The following is a 14592-nucleotide window of genomic DNA, read 5'->3' as shown; positions in this document are numbered from 1 at the left end:
GGGATCCCAATGACCGAACTCGCCGTCCAGCCGTCCGCGGTCACGACCAGGTGGTGGCGCGACGCGGTGATCTACCAGGTGTACGTCCGCAGCTTCGCGGACGGCAACGGCGACGGGATCGGCGACCTGCTCGGCGTGCGCAGCCGCCTGCGGTACCTGGCCGACCTCGGCGTGGACGCGATCTGGCTGACGCCCTTCTACCCCTCGCCGATGGCCGACTTCGGGTACGACGTGGCCGACTACCGGAACGTCGACCCGATCTTCGGGTCGCTGGCCGACGCCCAGGCGCTGATCACGGACGCCCACAGGCTGGGCATCCGGATCATCGTGGACGTGGTGCCCAACCACACCTCCGACCGGCACCCCTGGTTCGAGGCGGCGCTGCGGGCCGGGCCCGGCAGCCCGGAGCGGGAGCGCTACATCTTCCGCGAGGGCAAGGGCGCGGCGGGCGAGCTGCCGCCCAACGACTGGGAGTCGATCTTCGGCGGGCCCGCCTGGACCCGGGTGGCGGACGGGCAGTGGTACCTCCACCTGTTCGCGCCCGAGCAGCCGGACCTCAACTGGGAGCACCCGGAGGTGCACGAGGAGTTCGCCGACGTGCTGCGGTTCTGGCTGGACCTCGGCGTGGACGGCTTCCGCATCGACGTGGCGCACGGCATGGTCAAGGCGCCCGGCCTGCCCGACGTGGGAGCCTCGGGCCAGGCCGAGATGATCGGCGAGCAGGTCGTGCCGTTCTTCGACCAGGACGGCGTGCACGAGATCCACCGGACGTGGCGCCGCATCCTCGACTCCTACGACGGCGAGCGGATCGGGGTGGCCGAGGCGTGGGCGCCCTCGCCCGAGCGGCTGGCCAACTACGTCCGCCCGGACGAGCTGCACCAGGCGTTCAACTTCCACTTCCTCAAGACGCCCTGGGAGGCCGGCCGCTTCCGCGAGGTCATCGACGAGTCGGTGCGCACGTCGGCGCTGGTGGGCGCGCCCCCGACCTGGGTGCTGTCCAACCACGACGTCAAGCGGCACGTCACGCGGTACGGCGGCGGCGAGCGCGGCCTGCGCCGGGCGCGGGCGGCGGCGCTGCTCATGCTGGCGCTGCCGGGCTCGGCCTACATCTACCAGGGCGAGGAGCTCGGGCTGCCCGAGGTGCTCGACCTGCCCGAGCAGTACCTCCAGGACCCCCAGCGGCTGCGCGACCCCGACAGCGGCCGGGACGGCTGCCGGGTGCCGCTGCCGTGGACCGCCGCGGGCGAGCCGCCGTACGGCTTCACCCCGCCGGGCATCTACGAGAGCTGGCTGCCGATGCCGGCCGACTGGCACACCCTCTCGGTGGAGGCGCAGCTGCGCGACGGCGCCTCGACGCTCAGCCTCTACCGGGCCGCGCTCGCCCTCAGGCGGGAGCACCCGGAGCTGGGCGACGGCACGCTGACCTGGCTCGACAGCCCGGCCGGCACGCTGGCGTTCCGCCGCGGCGAGTCGTTCGCCTGCGTCCTCAACATGACGTCCGAGTGGGTGGAGATCGGGGCGCCGGGCGACCTGCTGCTGGCCAGCGGAGGGCCGGAGACGTCCGGCGCGGTCGTGCGGCTCGCGCCCGACTCCGCCACCTGGTGGACCGGGAACAATGTCTAAAGTAATGCTCATGAACAACACACGGCTCGCCGACATCGCTGCTCAGGCCGGAGTCAGCGAGGCGACGGTGAGCCGTGTGCTCAACGGCAAGGCGGGGGTCTCCCCGGCCACCCGCCAGGCCGTGCTCACCGCCCTCGACCTGATGGGCTACGAGCGTCCCCAGCGGCTGCGCCAGCGCAGCAACGGCCTGATCGGCCTGGTGATCCCGGAGCTCGGCAACCCGATCTTCCCGGCGTTCGCCCAGGCGATGGAGAAGTCGCTGATCCAGCACGGTTACACGCCGATCCTGTGCACCCAGGAGCCCGGTGGCGCGCCCGAGGACGAGTTCACCGAGATGCTGCTCGACCGGGGCGTGTCCGGCATCGTCTTCGTGTCCGGCCTGCACGCCGACACCACCGCGCGGATGGACCGCTACACCCGGCTCACCGACCGCGGCCTGCCGATCGTGTTCGTGGACGGCTACAACGAGGCCATCCCCGCGCCGTTCATCTCGCCCGACGACCGGCTCGCCGCGCGCCTGGCCGTGCAGCACCTGGTGGACCTCGGGCACGAGCGCATCGGCCTCGCGCTGGGGCAGCGGCGGTTCGTCCCGGTCATCCGCAAGATCGAGGGCTTCCAGCAGGCGATGGCCCAGTTGCTCGGCCTGACCGACGTCGACGACCTGATCCAGCACTCGCTGTTCTCCGTCGAGGGCGGGCAGGCCGCCGCCGCGGCGCTGCTCGACCGCGGCTGCACCGGCGTCTTCTGCGCCAGCGACCTCATGGCGCTCGGCGCGATCCGCGCCGCCCGCGAGCGGGGGCTGTCCGTGCCCGGGGACGTGTCGGTCGTCGGGTTCGACGATTCGCCGCTGATGGCCTTCACCGACCCGCCGCTGACGACCGTGCGCAAGCCGATCGGCGCGATGGCGGCCGCGGCAGTCGAGACGCTCCTCGAGGAGATCGGCGGCAGCCCGGCCAAGCACGTCGAGCTGGTCTACCAGCCCGAGCTCGTGGTGCGCGGCTCCACCAGTTCCGGCCCCCTCGTCAACCGCTGACCCCCACCCCCCACACCCCCACACCCCCACCGTGATCTTGTAGTTAGTCGCACAGACGGCCGCCGACCTGCGCATCCACCCTTCGTGACCATGCACTGAATCCCTTGGAACCCGTGTGACCTCGAACGACGCCCTCCGTGATCATGCACTGGATGTCCTCGTCGTCGGCGGCGCCGGCGTCGACACGACCGTCTACGTGCCGGAACTGCCCCTGCCGTACGCCGACACCTACGCCGTGCCGCCCGTCGTGGACCGGATCGGGAACACCGGCGCGGGGGTCGCCCTCGGCTGCCACGCGCTCGGCCTGCGGGTGAAGTTCGTCGACCTGATCGGCGACGACCCCCAGGGCGCGCTGATCCGCGGCCATCTCGCCGCCCGCGGCGTGGACTTCTCCCACGCGGTGTCGGAGGCGGGCACCCGCCGCAGCGTCCTGCTGGTGGACTCCGCCGGCAGGCGGCTGTCGCTCTTCGACCCCCGGGTCGTCCCCGGCCAGCGCATGCCGCGCGACCTCTACCTGCCCGCCCTCCGGGAGGCCCGGCACGTCCACGTCTCGATCGTGGACTTCGCCCGGCATGTGTACGCCGACATCCCGGACGGGACGACGGTCTCGACCGACCTGCACGACTGGGACGGGGAGAACCCGCACCACGAGGACTTCGCCTACTCCTCCGACCTGGTCTTCCTGTCCGCGGTGAAGCTCGGCGGGCGGCGGGAGGAGGTCATGCGGTCGATCGCGGAGCGGGGCCGGGCGTCGGTGGTCGTGTGCACGGCCGGGGCCGAGGGCTGCCACGTGCTCGCCGGCGGGCGCGTCCGGCGCTTCCCCGCGGCTCCGCTGCCCGGACCGGTGGCCGACAGCAACGGCGCCGGGGACGCGTTCGTGTCCGGCTTCCTGTACGGCCGCCTGACCGGCCGGCCACTGGAGGAGTGCGTACGGCTGGCCGCCGTGGCCGGGGCGCACGCGTGCACCAGCGTGGGCACCCACGAGGACCCGATCGCCCTGGACGCGCTGCCGGCCGCGCCGTGAGACCGGGCGCCGTGAGACCGGGTGCCGGAGTTGTGAGCGCGGGGTGAGACGACGCCGGGCCCGCGACCGCCGGTGAGCGGTCACGGGCCCGGCACCCATGGACGTGCCCGGGTCACGGGCACGGGCATGGTCACCGGCTCCGCCGAGGGAGGAAGGACGGACCGGCGAGCTGAGGAGACTCAGGGAGCGCTCAGGGGCGCAGCGCGGCGGCCTCGGACGCGAGCTTCTCGATCCTGGCGAAGTCGCCCGCCGTCACCAGGCTGCGCGGCGTGAGCCAGCTGCCGCCGACGCAGCCGACGTTCGGCAGGGCGAGGTAGGCGGGGGCGTTCGACGGGGTGATCCCGCCCGTGGGGCAGAACCGCACGTCGGGCAGCGGGCCGCTCAGCGCCTTGAGGTACGTGACGCCCCCGGCGGGCTCGGCGGGGAAGAACTTCAGCTCGCGCACCCCGCGCTCGGCCAGCGTCATCGCCTCGGTGGCCGTGGCGACGCCCGGCAGGAACGGCACACCGGCGGCGAGCATGGCCGCGAGCAGACCGGGCGTGGTGCCGGGGGAGACGAGGAACCGGGCGCCGGCCTCCGTCGCGGCCTCCACGTCCTCCGGCGAGCGCACGGTGCCCGCGCCGACGACGGCCTCCGGCACCTCGGCGGCGATCCGCCGGATGGCGTCGAGGGCGGCCGGGGTCCGCAGCGTGACCTCGATGACCGGCAGGCCCCCGTTCACCAGGGCCCGGGCGAGAGGGACGGCGCTCTCGGCGTCGTCGAGGACGACCACCGGGACGACCGGCGCGAGGTCGAGAAGGTTGCTCATACACGCTCCACATGGGGGAATCGTTGGGCGAGCCAGGCGGCCGCGCCCGTAAGCGCCGGCTGTTCGGCGATGATCAGTGAGGTGGCGATCGCGGCGGCGTACTCCGACAGCGCCGGCGCGGTCGTCTCGAACCGGGCCCGGAACGCGCTGCCCGGGATCCGCGCGACCAGACGGGGCAGCACGCCGCCGCCCAGATAGACCCCGCCCCGCGCGCCGAGGGTGAGCGCCACTCCGCCGGCGAAACCGCCGAGCAGGGCGAGGAAGACCTCGACGGTCTCGGCGCAGAGCGGGTCGTCCGAGGAGGTGATATGCGCCGCCGTGATCTGGGCGGCCGTCCGCGGTTCGGGCGTGACGCCGCGCGCGAGCGCGAGGCCGCGGTACAGCCGTGGCAGCCCGGTGCCCGAAAGCAGGTGCTCGGCGTCCACGTACGGCAGGCCGTCCGCCCGCAGCGCCCGGACGATCTCCATCTCCAGATCCGTGACGACGGGGACGGCGACGTGCCCGCCCTCGCCGGCCACCGGCTGCCAGCCCTCGCGCACGGGGACCAGCCCGGCCACTCCGAGCCCGGTGCCGGGCCCGAGCACGGCCTTGGTCAGGCCCGCCGTCGGCGGGGGTCCGCCGAGCGGCACGAGGTCGTCGCCCGCCAGGTGCGGCAGTGAGATCGCCAGCGCCTCGAAGTCGTTCAGCAGCACCGTGCGCGGGATGCCGAGTTCCTCCACGGATCCCGACCACCCCGCGTTCGTCAGCCGGTACCGGTCTTCGTCGACCGGACCGGCGATCGCCAGGCACGCGGCCCCCGGCCGAACTCCGCCCGCATGGTCTGCGAGATAGGCGGCTACGGCATCGGCAAGGCCGAGATGCTGGGAAACGTCGAGTACGGCTACCGCCTCCGGCTGCCCTCCGGGCCGCGTCACCAAACCGAACCTGGCGTTGGTTCCGCCGATGTCCGCGACCAGCCAGGGAAGGCTCACGCGGCACCTCCGAAGACGCTCGCCCCGCGCTCGGCGGGGCCGACCGCGCGGCGGAAGGAGGCGAACAGCTCGCGGCCGGTGCCGGTCCACTGCTCGTCGGTCAGCGGCGCGCCCGCGGGCGTACGCCCGGTGAGGTCGGCGAGCACGGTGAGCGTCCCGGCGGCCGAGTCGAGGCGGATCACGTCGCCGTCGCGCACCAGCGCGATCGGCCCGCCGTCGGCGGCCTCGGGGGACAGGTGGATCGCCGCGGGGACCTTCCCCGAGGCGCCGGACATGCGGCCGTCGGTGACGATGGCCACCTTCTGGCCGCGGTCGAGCAGGACGGCCAGCGGCGGCGTGAGCTTGTGCAGCTCGGGCATGCCGTTGGCCCGGGGGCCCTGGTAGCGCACGACCGCCACGAAGTCCTGCCCGTCGAGCTCGCCCCGCTCGAACGCCGCGAGCAGGTCGAGCTGGTCGTCGAACACCTTGGCCGGGGCCTCGATCACCAGGTGCTGGGGCTTGACGGCGGAGACCTTGCTCACCGCCCGGCCGAGGTTGCCCGACAGCATGTGGATGCCGCCGTCGGGGGAGAACGGCTCGGCGACCGGCCGCAGGACCTCGGTGTCGGTGCCGGGCTCGGTCCGCTCCTCCCACACCAGCGCGCCCTCCTTGAGCGCGGGCGCGGACCGGTAGTGGCCGAGGCCGCGCCCGGCGACCGTGAGCACGTCCTCGTGGAGCAGCCCGGCGTCCAGCAGGTCGCCGATGAACACCGCCATGCCGCCCGCGGCCTGGAAGTGGTTCACGTCCGCCTGGCCGTTGGGGTACATGCGGGTGATCAGCGGCACGACCTTGGACAGGTCCGCCATGTCGTCCCAGGTCAGCTCGATTCCGGCGGCCGCCGCCACGGCGACCAGGTGCATCGTGTGGTTGGTGGAGCCGCCGGAGGCGAGCAGCGCGACGACCGCGTTGACGATCGCCTTCTCGTCCACGACCTCGGCGACGGGCGTGTACTCCGCGCCGTGCGGGGTGATCTCGACCGCCCGCCGCGCCGCCGCCCTGGTCAGCGCGTGCCGCAGCTCGGTGTGCGGGTTGACGAACGTGGCCCCGGGCAGGTGGAGGCCCATGACCTCCATGAGGAGCTGGTTGGAGTTGGCGGTGCCGTAGAACGTGCAGGTGCCGGGGGAGTGGTAGGACGCCGCCTCGGCGTCGAGCATCTCCAGGCGGCCGATCTTGCCCTCGGCGAAGGCCTGCCGCGCCCTGGCCTTGACCTTGTTGGGCAGGCCCGAGGTCATCGGCCCGGCGGGCACGAACATCGCCGGTAGGTGCCCGAACCGTAAGGCGCCGATGAGCAGCCCCGGAACGATCTTGTCGCAGACCCCGAGCAGCAGGGCCGCGTCGAACATGTCGTGCGACAACGCGATCGCCGTCGCCATCGCGATCACGTCGCGACTGTAGAGCGACAGCTCCATGCCCGCCCGGCCCTGGGTGACGCCGTCGCACATCGCGGGCACGCCGCCCGCCACCTGCGCCACGCCGCCCGCGTCGCGGACCGCCCGCTTCAGCTCCGGCGGGTAGGTCTCGTACGGCTGGTGCGCCGACAGCATGTCGTTGTACGACGTCACGATGGCCACGCCGGGCTTCGCCGTACCGCGCAGGTCGAGCTTGTCCTCGGCGGGCGCGGCCGCGAAACCGTGGGCCAGGTTGGCGCAGCCGAGCCGCCCCCGGGCCGGCCCCCGCTCACGCAGCTCGGCCCCGGCGCGGCGCACCCGCTCCAGGTAGGCCCCACGGCTTTCGCGGCTGCGCGTCACCACGCGCTCGGTGACCTCGGTGATAACGGGGTGCGTCACGGAAGGTCCTCCTCCTGCCGGTGCCGCCGCGAGGCGGGGTCGAACGCGCCCCGGGACGTCGTCCCGGGACGTGTGCCCGGCGGCACGTCCGGCCCCGATCCGATGATCGGGCACCAGGTGTCGATTGGGCACGGATGGGACAGTATCCGGAAGTTATGCGACTTATCAAGCCTAGTTTTGTAACTCAGAATGAATAAGTCGTTGAACTTAGGTGAGTTCCTGTGCTTCACTTACGCTCGATGTCACGTATAGCCACAACCGGCGAGGTCTTCCAGCTCATCCGGAGCGGGGAGGCGATGACGCGTGCCGACATCGGCCGTGTGACGGGCCTGTCCCGGCCGGCCGTCGCGCACCGCGTCGCCGACCTGCTCCAGCGCGGGCTGATCGTGGAGGACGCCGAAGGGCCGTCCACCGGGGGCCGCCCGCCCGTACGGCTGCGCTTCGCCGCCTCCGGGGGAGTCGTCCCGGTGGCCTCGCTCGGTGCCCGCCGCACCCAGATCGCGCTGTGCGACCTCGCGGGCGAGGTGCGGCACCGCACCGACCTGGACATCGACGTCGAGGAGGGGCCGGACGTCGTGCTGCCCCTGCTGATGGACACCTGGGAGAAGCTGCTCGACGGGCGGGACGACGTCGTCGGCATCGGGCTCGGCGTTCCGGCGACCGTGGAGTTCGCCGCCGGGCGGGTCGAGAGCGCCCGCGTCATGGCGAGCTGGACCGGCGTGGTGATCCCGCCGATCATCGCCGAGCGGTTCCGCGTGCCGGTGCTCGTGGACAACGACGTGAACGTCATCGCCATGGGCGAGCACCGCGTCGTCTACGCCTCCGAACTCGACGACCTGCTGTTCGTGAAGGTCTCCACCCGCATCGGCGCGGGTGTGATCTCCGGTGGCGGCATCCTGCGCGGAGCGCTCGGCGCGGCCGGGGAGATCGGGCACATCCCGGTGCGGGACGGCGGGGGCGTGCTGTGCCGCTGCGGCAACCTCGACTGCGTCGACTCGGTCGCCAGCGGCACCGCGATCCTGCGCGACCTGCGGGCCAAGGGCCGCGACGTGACCTCGCTCGCCGACGTGACCGCCCTGGTCCGGGCCGGCGACGCGGAGACCATGGCCGTGGTGCGGCAGGCCGGCCGCTGGCTGGGCGAGGTCATCTCGGGCGCGGTCAACCTGCTCAACCCCGCGGTCGTGGTCCTCGGCGGCGACGTCGCCGAGATGTTCCAGCCGCTGGTGTCCGGCGTGCGCGAGGTCGTCTACCGGCGCTCCACCCAGCTCGCCACCCGCAGCCTGCGCATCGAGCGCAGCCACCTCGGGCCCGGCGCGGGCATCACCGGCTGCGCCCTCATGGTCCTCGACCACGTCCTGTCGGCCCGGGCCGTGGACGCCGCCGCCCGCTGATCCCAGGAAGCCGGTCTCAGGAAGCCGGTCTCAGGAAGCCCGGGCGACGATCGGCCGGGCCGGGCCCCATCCCCGGTAGGTCGTCGTGAAGGACGAGGAGTCCGGTCCCCGCCCCGGCAGGGACGCCTTCCAGGCGAACACGAACCTGACCGGAAGGTCGTCCTGGCCGAGCGTCAGGGTGTAGGAGATGCGGGACCTGTCCAGACCCCGCGCCGGGCTCAGCCAGCTCGCGAGGAACTCGCGCAGCGGGTAACCGGTGTCCGCGACCTGGACGCCGCCCGCGTACGTCCTGCCGTCCTTCCCGGAGCGGTAGACCCTCGGACTGGCGCCCACAAGGGTCAGGATCGTGGCGATGGAGCCGACGAGGATGAACAGCGCGGCGCCCGCCGCCGCGCTGTCGTGGCGGCGGGCGGCATCCCCCTGCGGGTCGAGATCCAGCGGCAGCTTCTCGCCGTCCGGAAGATGGACGTCGCCGGCGATGACGACGACGCGTTTCCGCTCGCTTCCCGGATAGGTGACGCGCATGTCGTAGGAGCCGGTGTCGTACCGGCCGGCGGCATCGTGGGTGTATCGGCCCTCGGCCTCCAGGTAGGTGTCGCTCTCCGAGAACGCCCCGCGACAGGCGAACCTCGCGGAAGGAGTGGCCGTGACGGCGGCGTCGATCGCCGCGCCCAGCTCCACCGCGGTCGCGGGAGCTGCGACAGGGGACGGCGCGGACGTGCCGGCGGGGCCCGCGGACGGCGAAGCGCTTTCCCCGGGAGCCGTGGCGCTCGCGGTGGGCCCGCCCGAAGCCGCGGAGGGTGGAAAGGAGCCGGGCGCGGGCGAGGTTCCGGGCCCCGGCGCGGACGGCCCCGCGCCCCCGGCCACGGTCCGGCCGGGCAGGCGATCGACCGCGATCCAGGTTCCGGCGAGGGCCGCGACCACCGCGCCCGTGCCGGCCAGCAGCGCCCGGCGGGGAAGCCGGCGCTCCCCGCCGCCCGTCGTCTCCGGCGTGACCTGACCCGCCGCCTGCCGGCCCAATCGGAGCGCCGCGATGTCCCCGCCGGACGACGGGACGTCGTCCAGGAGGGTCAAGAGCACCTCGCGGGAGGTCGGCCGGCGTGCCGGATCCTTGTCCAGGCAGCGTTCCACCAGGTCGCGCAGCCCGTCCGTGAGATCACCGAGGACGGGTTCGCCCTGCACGATCCGGTAGGCGACGGCCGCGGGCGTGTCCCGGCCGAACGGCGGCGCTCCCGTGGCCGCGTACGTGATGGTGGAGCCCCAGGCGAACACGTCCGCCGGAGGCCCGATCCGTTCGCCGCGGAAGTGCTCGGGGGCCATGTACGGCGGGGTGCCGGCAGCGGGACCGGTGGTGGCCGAGGCGTCGACCAGCCGGGCGATGCCGAAGTCGATGACGCGCGGCCCGTCGGGGCCGGTCAGCACGTTGCTCGGCTTGAAGTCGCGGTGCACCACCCCCGCTGCGTGGACGGCCGCCAAGGCGGTGATGGTGCCGATGGCCAGCCGGTGCAGTACCGCGCCCCTGAGCGGGCCGTTGCTCTCGATCACCTGCTGCAGCGACGGACCGTCGACGAACTCGCTCACGATGTAGGGCGGGTCGGCGTCCAGCCTGGCGTCGAGGATGCGCGCCGTGCAGAATTCCGCCACCTGGCGTGCCGCGGCCAGCTCCCTGGTGAAGGACGTGGGAATGCCCGTGGACGGCCGCGTCCGTACGACCTTCACCGCCACCTTCTCCCCGTCAGGCGTCTCGCCGAGATACACCACGCCCTGGCCGCCTTCTCCCAGGCGGCCGACGAGGCGGTAGTCACCCAGCCGTTCGGGGTCTCCGGTACGTAACGGACTTCCGGCCATGCAGCCCCTCATCCATCGCGATCACGGCTCCGCGGGCCAGCGTAGCGAAAGCACCGGCCCCGTCGGGTGCCGCGGCGGGACGCTCGACCGGCCGACGGGAGCGGGATATGTCGGGCGGTGGCACTAGGCTCTGTGACGATCTTCCATGGCCCCCCAGGAGTCCTTCGTGCGTGAACGTGTCCGCCGCCTGATCGAGTCGCGGCGGTTCCAGCAGGCGATCACCGTGGTGATCCTCTTCAACGCGGCCACGCTGGGCGTCGAGACCTCCGCCGAGGCGGTCGCCCGGTACGGCACGGAACTGCACGTCGCCGACCACGTCGCGCTGTACGTCTTCGTGGCGGAGATTCTGGCCAAGATCTACGTCTACCGGTGGCGGTTCCTCCGTGACCCCTGGAACGTCTTCGACGTGCTGATCATCGGCCTCTCGTTCCTCCCCACCGCGGGCGGCCTGTCGGTGCTGCGGGCCCTGCGCGTCCTGCGGGCGCTGCGGCTGATCTCGGTGGTGCCGTCGCTGCGCCGGGTGGTCTCCGCGCTGCTCACCGCCATCCCCGGGATGACCTCGATCGTCGTCCTGCTCGGCCTCGTCCTGTACGTCGCCGCCGTCATGGGCACCAAGCTGTACGGCGCCGCCGCGCCCGAGTACTTCGGCGACCTGCCCACCTCGCTGTACACCCTCTTCCAGGTCATGACGGGGGACGGCTGGTCGGAGATCAACCGCGAGCTGATGCGGACACACCCCTCGTCGTGGCTCTACTTCGTGGTGTTCGTGCTGGTCTGCACCTTCGTCGTGCTGAACCTCTTCATCGCGGTCGTGGTGAGCGCCATGGAGGAGGAGGCCAGGGACGACCGCTCCACGCTCGCCGAGCTGTCGGCCCTGCGCGAGGAGATCAGGGGCCTGCGCGAGAGCCTGGGCGAACGGGTGCCCAGCTCGTGACGGACGCCTCGCGCACCCCGCGCCCGCGACTTCCGACGGACGCCGAGATCCGGGCGCTGCACGCGGCACACGCGCCCACGCAGGAGGCGTTCGAGCTCGTCCACACCCACTGCGAGATCGTCTGCGCGATCGCCCTGGACCTGGCGGACCGCGCCGGCCTCGACGTCGACGCCGAGCTGGTGAAGGCCGGCAGCCTCCTGCACGACATCGGGGTCTACCTGCTCTACGACGACGACGGACGGCTCGGCCACGCGGGCTACGTACGCCACGGGATCCTCGGCCACGAACTGCTCCGCGCGGAGGGCCTGCCCGAGATCCTGTGCCGGTTCTGCTCCCACCACACGGGAGTGGGAATCAGCCGCGCGGACGTGCTGCGGCAGGGCCTGCCGCTGCCTCCCGCCGACTACCTCGCGGAGTCGGCCGAGGAGGAGCTCGTGATGTTCGCCGACAAGTTCCACAGCAAGACCGAGCCGCCGAGGTTCGTCAGCGCCGGCGCCTACGCGGCCCACGTCCGGCGGTACGGCGAGGACAAGGCCGAGCGGTTCGCGGCGATGTGCGCGGCGTTCGGGGTCCCCGACCTCCGGCCGCTGTCCGACGCGTACGGGCACGAGATCGTGTGACCGGCGACCCCCGCGTGAACCGCGAGGGCTACGGCGTCAGCACGATCCTGCCGAACACCTCGCCGGCGTCCATCTTCCGGTGCGCCGGCACGGCGTGCTCCAGCGGCAGCACCTCGTGCACCACCGTCCGCAGCTCGCCCCGGCTCGCGGCGGCGAACTGCTCGGTTCTCACGGCACGCCGGGCGGGCCCGGCCACGGTGCCGGCGCTGAAGGTGGCGAACGACAACGACCTGCGGAACGCCGCCATGATCGTCGTCCCGAAGTCCGCCGGAGGCTGCCCTCCGACCACGCCGACGACCACCATGCGGCCGTTCGGGTTGAGCCGTCCGAGGAAGGCGGGCATGCCGACGCCGGCGACGACGTCGAGGACGACGTCGTAGCCGGCGGGAGCGTCCTCGTCTCCGTTGCCCGAGCGGTCCAGCGCGTGGGTCGCGCCGAGCGTGCGAAGGCGGTCCCCGCGCTCGGCCGACGACGTCGTGACCGCCACCGCGGCGGCGCCGCCACGAGCCGCGAGCTGGACCGCCGTGATCCCGATGCTGCCGGCCGCGCCGCGCACCAGCACCGACTCGCCGGGAGCGAAACGCGCATGGGCGAGCGCGAAGTGGGCCACCACCCCCGGGCCGCCGAGCGTCACCGCGTCGACGGCGGACAGGCCCGGGGGGAGGGGAAGGACCTCCCCGACCGGAGCGATCGCCTGTTCGGCGTAGCCGCCGCCCACGCCGGTGGACGCCCACACCCGCCGGCCGACCCAGGAGATGCCGACGCCGTCGCCGACGGCGGTCACGGTGCCCGCCACCTCGCCGCCGGGCACATGGCCTTCGGCGAAGCCGTGGGCGGCCAGAGCCCCACGCCGGATCACGGCGTCGACGCCGCCCACGCCGATCGCCTCGGTGGCGATCAGCACCTGCCCGGCGGCGGGCACCGGGGCGGGGAGGTCGATGACCTTCATGCCTTCGGGACTGCCGAACGCCTGGATCGCGACTGCCTTCACTGTCGTCTCCGCATTTCTGGGATCGGTCGGGACACTGGCCCGGACGCTAACGGCCGCCGCCGTGCGCTCGGCTAAAGTGAGAGCGGTGGGTGACCGTTTGCCTCACATCCTGCGCGCCGACGCCCTGGACAACCGGGAGCGCATCCTCGACGCGGCCCGCGCGCTGTTCGCCGCCGAAGGCCTGAACGCCTCCATGCGGGAGATCGCGCGGCGGGCCGGAGTCGGCCCCGCCACCCTCTACCGCCGTTTCCCGACCAAGCAGACGCTGGTCGCCGAGGCCTTCGCCGACGAGATGCGCGCGTGCCACGCCATCGTCGAGGAGGGATGCGCCGACCCGGATCCGTGGCGCGGATTCCGCCTGGTGATCGAGAGGATCTGTGAGCTGCACTCCCGCAATCGAGGCTTCACCGGCGCCTTCCTGTCGGCCTTCCCCGACGCGACGGACGTCGCCGCGAACCGGCGGCGCGCGCTTGACTCGCTCGCCGAACTCGCCCGCCGCGCCAAGGACACCGGCCACCTGCGCCCCGACTTCGTCCTGGACGACCTGATCCTCATGCTCACGGCCAACAGGGGCATCCCGGCCACCTCCACGGCCGCCCGGGTCACGGCCTCCCGGCGCTTCGCCGCGCTGGTGATCCAGGCGTTCCACGCCCACCGGACGGAGACCACCTAGGTCCTCGTCAGCAGCCGGTCGATCTGGCCGGCGAGCGGCGGGGCGCCGAGGCGGTTGTCGATCTCGTCGTGCGGCACGGCGGGCGGCTCGTCCACGCGGATGGCACGCAGGTATTCGGCGAACCTGTCCAGCTTCTGCCCGTCCCTGGCGAGCCCCCGGCGGACCAGCCGCTCGCGCAGGGTGGGGCCGTCGGAGCGGATCCAGACCAGGCGCACCTCGGGGCCGCCCAGCGCCTCCACCCACGCTCGCCAGAGCGCCGCGTCGTGCACCTGGGAGGTGAACGGCCCGCCGAGCATCACCGGGCAGCCGTGGGAGCGGATCTCCCTGGCCGTCGCCGTCATTCCGGCGTACTCGTGCCGCTTGACGTGCTCGTCGTACCACGGCCCCTCGCGCTCGCCCGGCGGTCTGCCGTACGCCGCGAGGGTGGCCTCGACGAAGCCGCCGTACATCGTGTCCTTGTCGAGCAGGGCCGGCGCGGGGTCGAGACGGGCCAGCAGCAGATCGCAGACGGTCGACTTGCCCGCGCCCGGCGGACCGGACACCACCCAGACGGGAGCGTTCATCGCGGCGGCCCGTACGGCTCGATCGGCGGATCGGAGTAGGGCCCGCCGTCCGCCCGACCGCTGTCCGCCCCGCCGGTGCCCTGGCCGCCGACCCGGCGTCCGGCGTCCTCGGTCACCCGCAGGACGTACAGGTTCCTGTCCGGATCGACCGGCACCAGGCCGTACGCGGTGTCGACCTCGTCCTCGGTGAGGCCGAGCCGCCGCATCGCGGCCTCCAGCGTCGCGGGCGCGGGAAGCCGCACGGTGATGAGCACCTCTGCCACCGGCCCCGCCTCCCACTGGTGGAC

The 14592-nt window shown here is 73.1% G+C and carries 14 protein-coding genes; 7 read left to right on the top strand and 7 right to left on the bottom strand.

Features of this window, described 5'->3' with window-relative positions; translation table 11 throughout:
- The first annotated feature begins 9 nt into the window (after window positions 1–9).
- The 3 genes from AAH991_RS29180 to AAH991_RS29170 all read left to right on the top strand — a co-directional run bounded on the left by AAH991_RS29180 (window position 10) and on the right by AAH991_RS29170 (window position 3680).
- Window positions 10–1623: a glycoside hydrolase family 13 protein gene (locus AAH991_RS29180; RefSeq protein ID WP_346229130.1), complete on the top strand. Its 1614-nt coding sequence runs from the start codon at window positions 10–12 to the stop codon at window positions 1621–1623.
- 10 nt (window positions 1624–1633) lie between these two features.
- Entirely contained in the window at window positions 1634–2656 is a 1023-nt protein-coding gene (locus AAH991_RS29175; protein ID WP_346229129.1) for a LacI family DNA-binding transcriptional regulator, read from the top strand.
- Window positions 2657–2771: 115 nt separating this feature from the next.
- Window positions 2772–3680: a carbohydrate kinase family protein gene (locus AAH991_RS29170; protein WP_346229128.1), complete on the top strand. Its 909-nt coding sequence runs from the start codon at window positions 2772–2774 to the stop codon at window positions 3678–3680.
- A gap of 190 nt (window positions 3681–3870) precedes the next feature.
- Here the strand turns inward: AAH991_RS29170 and eda are convergent, their stop codons facing one another.
- From eda to edd, 3 genes are read right to left on the bottom strand one after another with little or no spacing between them, the layout of a single operon-like run.
- The gene (gene eda / locus AAH991_RS29165) at window positions 3871–4488 is read right to left on the bottom strand and encodes a bifunctional 4-hydroxy-2-oxoglutarate aldolase/2-dehydro-3-deoxy-phosphogluconate aldolase (RefSeq protein ID WP_346229127.1); all 618 of its coding nucleotides are present in this window, start codon (window positions 4486–4488) and stop codon (window positions 3871–3873) included.
- The gene (locus tag AAH991_RS29160) at window positions 4485–5459 is read right to left on the bottom strand and encodes a glucokinase (protein WP_346229126.1); all 975 of its coding nucleotides are present in this window, start codon (window positions 5457–5459) and stop codon (window positions 4485–4487) included. Before AAH991_RS29160 ends, eda begins: the two co-directional genes overlap by 4 nt.
- Window positions 5456–7285 carry a phosphogluconate dehydratase gene (edd, locus tag AAH991_RS29155; protein ID WP_346229125.1) on the bottom strand — a complete coding sequence of 610 codons (1830 nt, stop codon included), beginning with the start codon at window positions 7283–7285 and terminating at the stop codon, window positions 5456–5458. The genes AAH991_RS29160 and edd overlap by 4 nt, the downstream gene beginning before the upstream one ends.
- Before the next feature lie 239 nt (window positions 7286–7524).
- Between edd and AAH991_RS29150 the strand changes: the two genes are divergently transcribed.
- Window positions 7525–8676, top strand: a complete 1152-nt coding sequence (locus AAH991_RS29150; RefSeq protein WP_346229124.1) for an ROK family transcriptional regulator — start codon at window positions 7525–7527, stop codon at window positions 8674–8676.
- A 30-nt stretch (window positions 8677–8706) separates the two neighbouring features.
- On the opposite strand, the gene AAH991_RS29145 is transcribed toward AAH991_RS29150, so the two are convergent.
- On the bottom strand, window positions 8707–10524 hold the full coding sequence (locus tag AAH991_RS29145; RefSeq protein WP_346229123.1) for a serine/threonine-protein kinase: 1818 nt from the start codon (window positions 10522–10524) through the stop codon (window positions 8707–8709).
- 166 nt (window positions 10525–10690) lie between these two features.
- Here AAH991_RS29145 and AAH991_RS29140 point away from each other — a divergent pair, with 166 nt between their 5' ends.
- Entirely contained in the window at window positions 10691–11458 is a 768-nt protein-coding gene (locus AAH991_RS29140; RefSeq protein WP_346229122.1) for an ion transporter, read from the top strand.
- Window positions 11455–12078, top strand: coding sequence for an HD domain-containing protein (locus AAH991_RS29135; protein WP_346229121.1), 624 nt, complete (start codon window positions 11455–11457; stop codon window positions 12076–12078). The genes AAH991_RS29140 and AAH991_RS29135 overlap by 4 nt, the downstream gene beginning before the upstream one ends.
- 28 nt (window positions 12079–12106) lie before the next feature.
- Here the strand turns inward: AAH991_RS29135 and AAH991_RS29130 are convergent, their stop codons facing one another.
- The gene (locus AAH991_RS29130; RefSeq protein WP_346229120.1) at window positions 12107–13069 is read right to left on the bottom strand and encodes a zinc-binding dehydrogenase; all 963 of its coding nucleotides are present in this window, start codon (window positions 13067–13069) and stop codon (window positions 12107–12109) included.
- Between the two features lie 85 nt (window positions 13070–13154).
- On the opposite strand from AAH991_RS29130, the gene AAH991_RS29125 reads away from it, so the two are divergent.
- Complete coding sequence (locus tag AAH991_RS29125) at window positions 13155–13742, top strand: TetR/AcrR family transcriptional regulator (RefSeq protein WP_346229119.1); 588 nt, start codon at window positions 13155–13157, stop codon at window positions 13740–13742.
- On the opposite strand, the gene AAH991_RS29120 is transcribed toward AAH991_RS29125, so the two are convergent.
- Together AAH991_RS29120 and AAH991_RS29115 are read right to left on the bottom strand one after the other, a co-directional pair.
- A complete protein-coding gene (locus tag AAH991_RS29120; protein WP_346229118.1) occupies window positions 13739–14305 on the bottom strand; it encodes a P-loop nucleotide/nucleoside kinase family protein in 567 nt (188 codons plus the stop codon). The genes AAH991_RS29125 and AAH991_RS29120 overlap by 4 nt on opposite strands.
- Entirely contained in the window at window positions 14302–14568 is a 267-nt protein-coding gene (locus tag AAH991_RS29115) for a hypothetical protein (protein WP_346229117.1), read from the bottom strand. The genes AAH991_RS29120 and AAH991_RS29115 overlap by 4 nt, the downstream gene beginning before the upstream one ends.
- Window positions 14569–14592 lie beyond the last annotated feature (24 nt).

It is taken from the genome of Microbispora sp. ZYX-F-249, from assembly GCF_039649665.1.
Lineage (GTDB): Bacteria > Actinomycetota > Actinomycetes > Streptosporangiales > Streptosporangiaceae > Microbispora > Microbispora maris.
The sequence above is the reverse complement of the archived record's forward strand: the minus strand, read 5'-3'. Positions and strand labels throughout refer to the sequence as shown.

Excerpts from the sequence above, each read along its gene's own strand:
- AAH991_RS29180 (WP_346229130.1), top strand. The coding sequence starts at position 10 with ATGACCGAACTCGCCGTCCAGCCGTCCGCGGTCACGACCAGGTGGTGG.
- AAH991_RS29175 (WP_346229129.1), top strand. The coding sequence starts at position 1,634 with ATGAACAACACACGGCTCGCCGACATCGCTGCTCAGGCCGGAGTCAGC.
- eda (WP_346229127.1), bottom strand. The coding sequence starts at position 4,488 with ATGAGCAACCTTCTCGACCTCGCGCCGGTCGTCCCGGTGGTCGTCCTC.
- AAH991_RS29150 (WP_346229124.1), top strand. The coding sequence starts at position 7,525 with ATGTCACGTATAGCCACAACCGGCGAGGTCTTCCAGCTCATCCGGAGC.
- AAH991_RS29145 (WP_346229123.1), bottom strand. The coding sequence starts at position 10,524 with ATGGCCGGAAGTCCGTTACGTACCGGAGACCCCGAACGGCTGGGTGAC.
- AAH991_RS29120 (WP_346229118.1), bottom strand. The coding sequence starts at position 14,305 with ATGAACGCTCCCGTCTGGGTGGTGTCCGGTCCGCCGGGCGCGGGCAAG.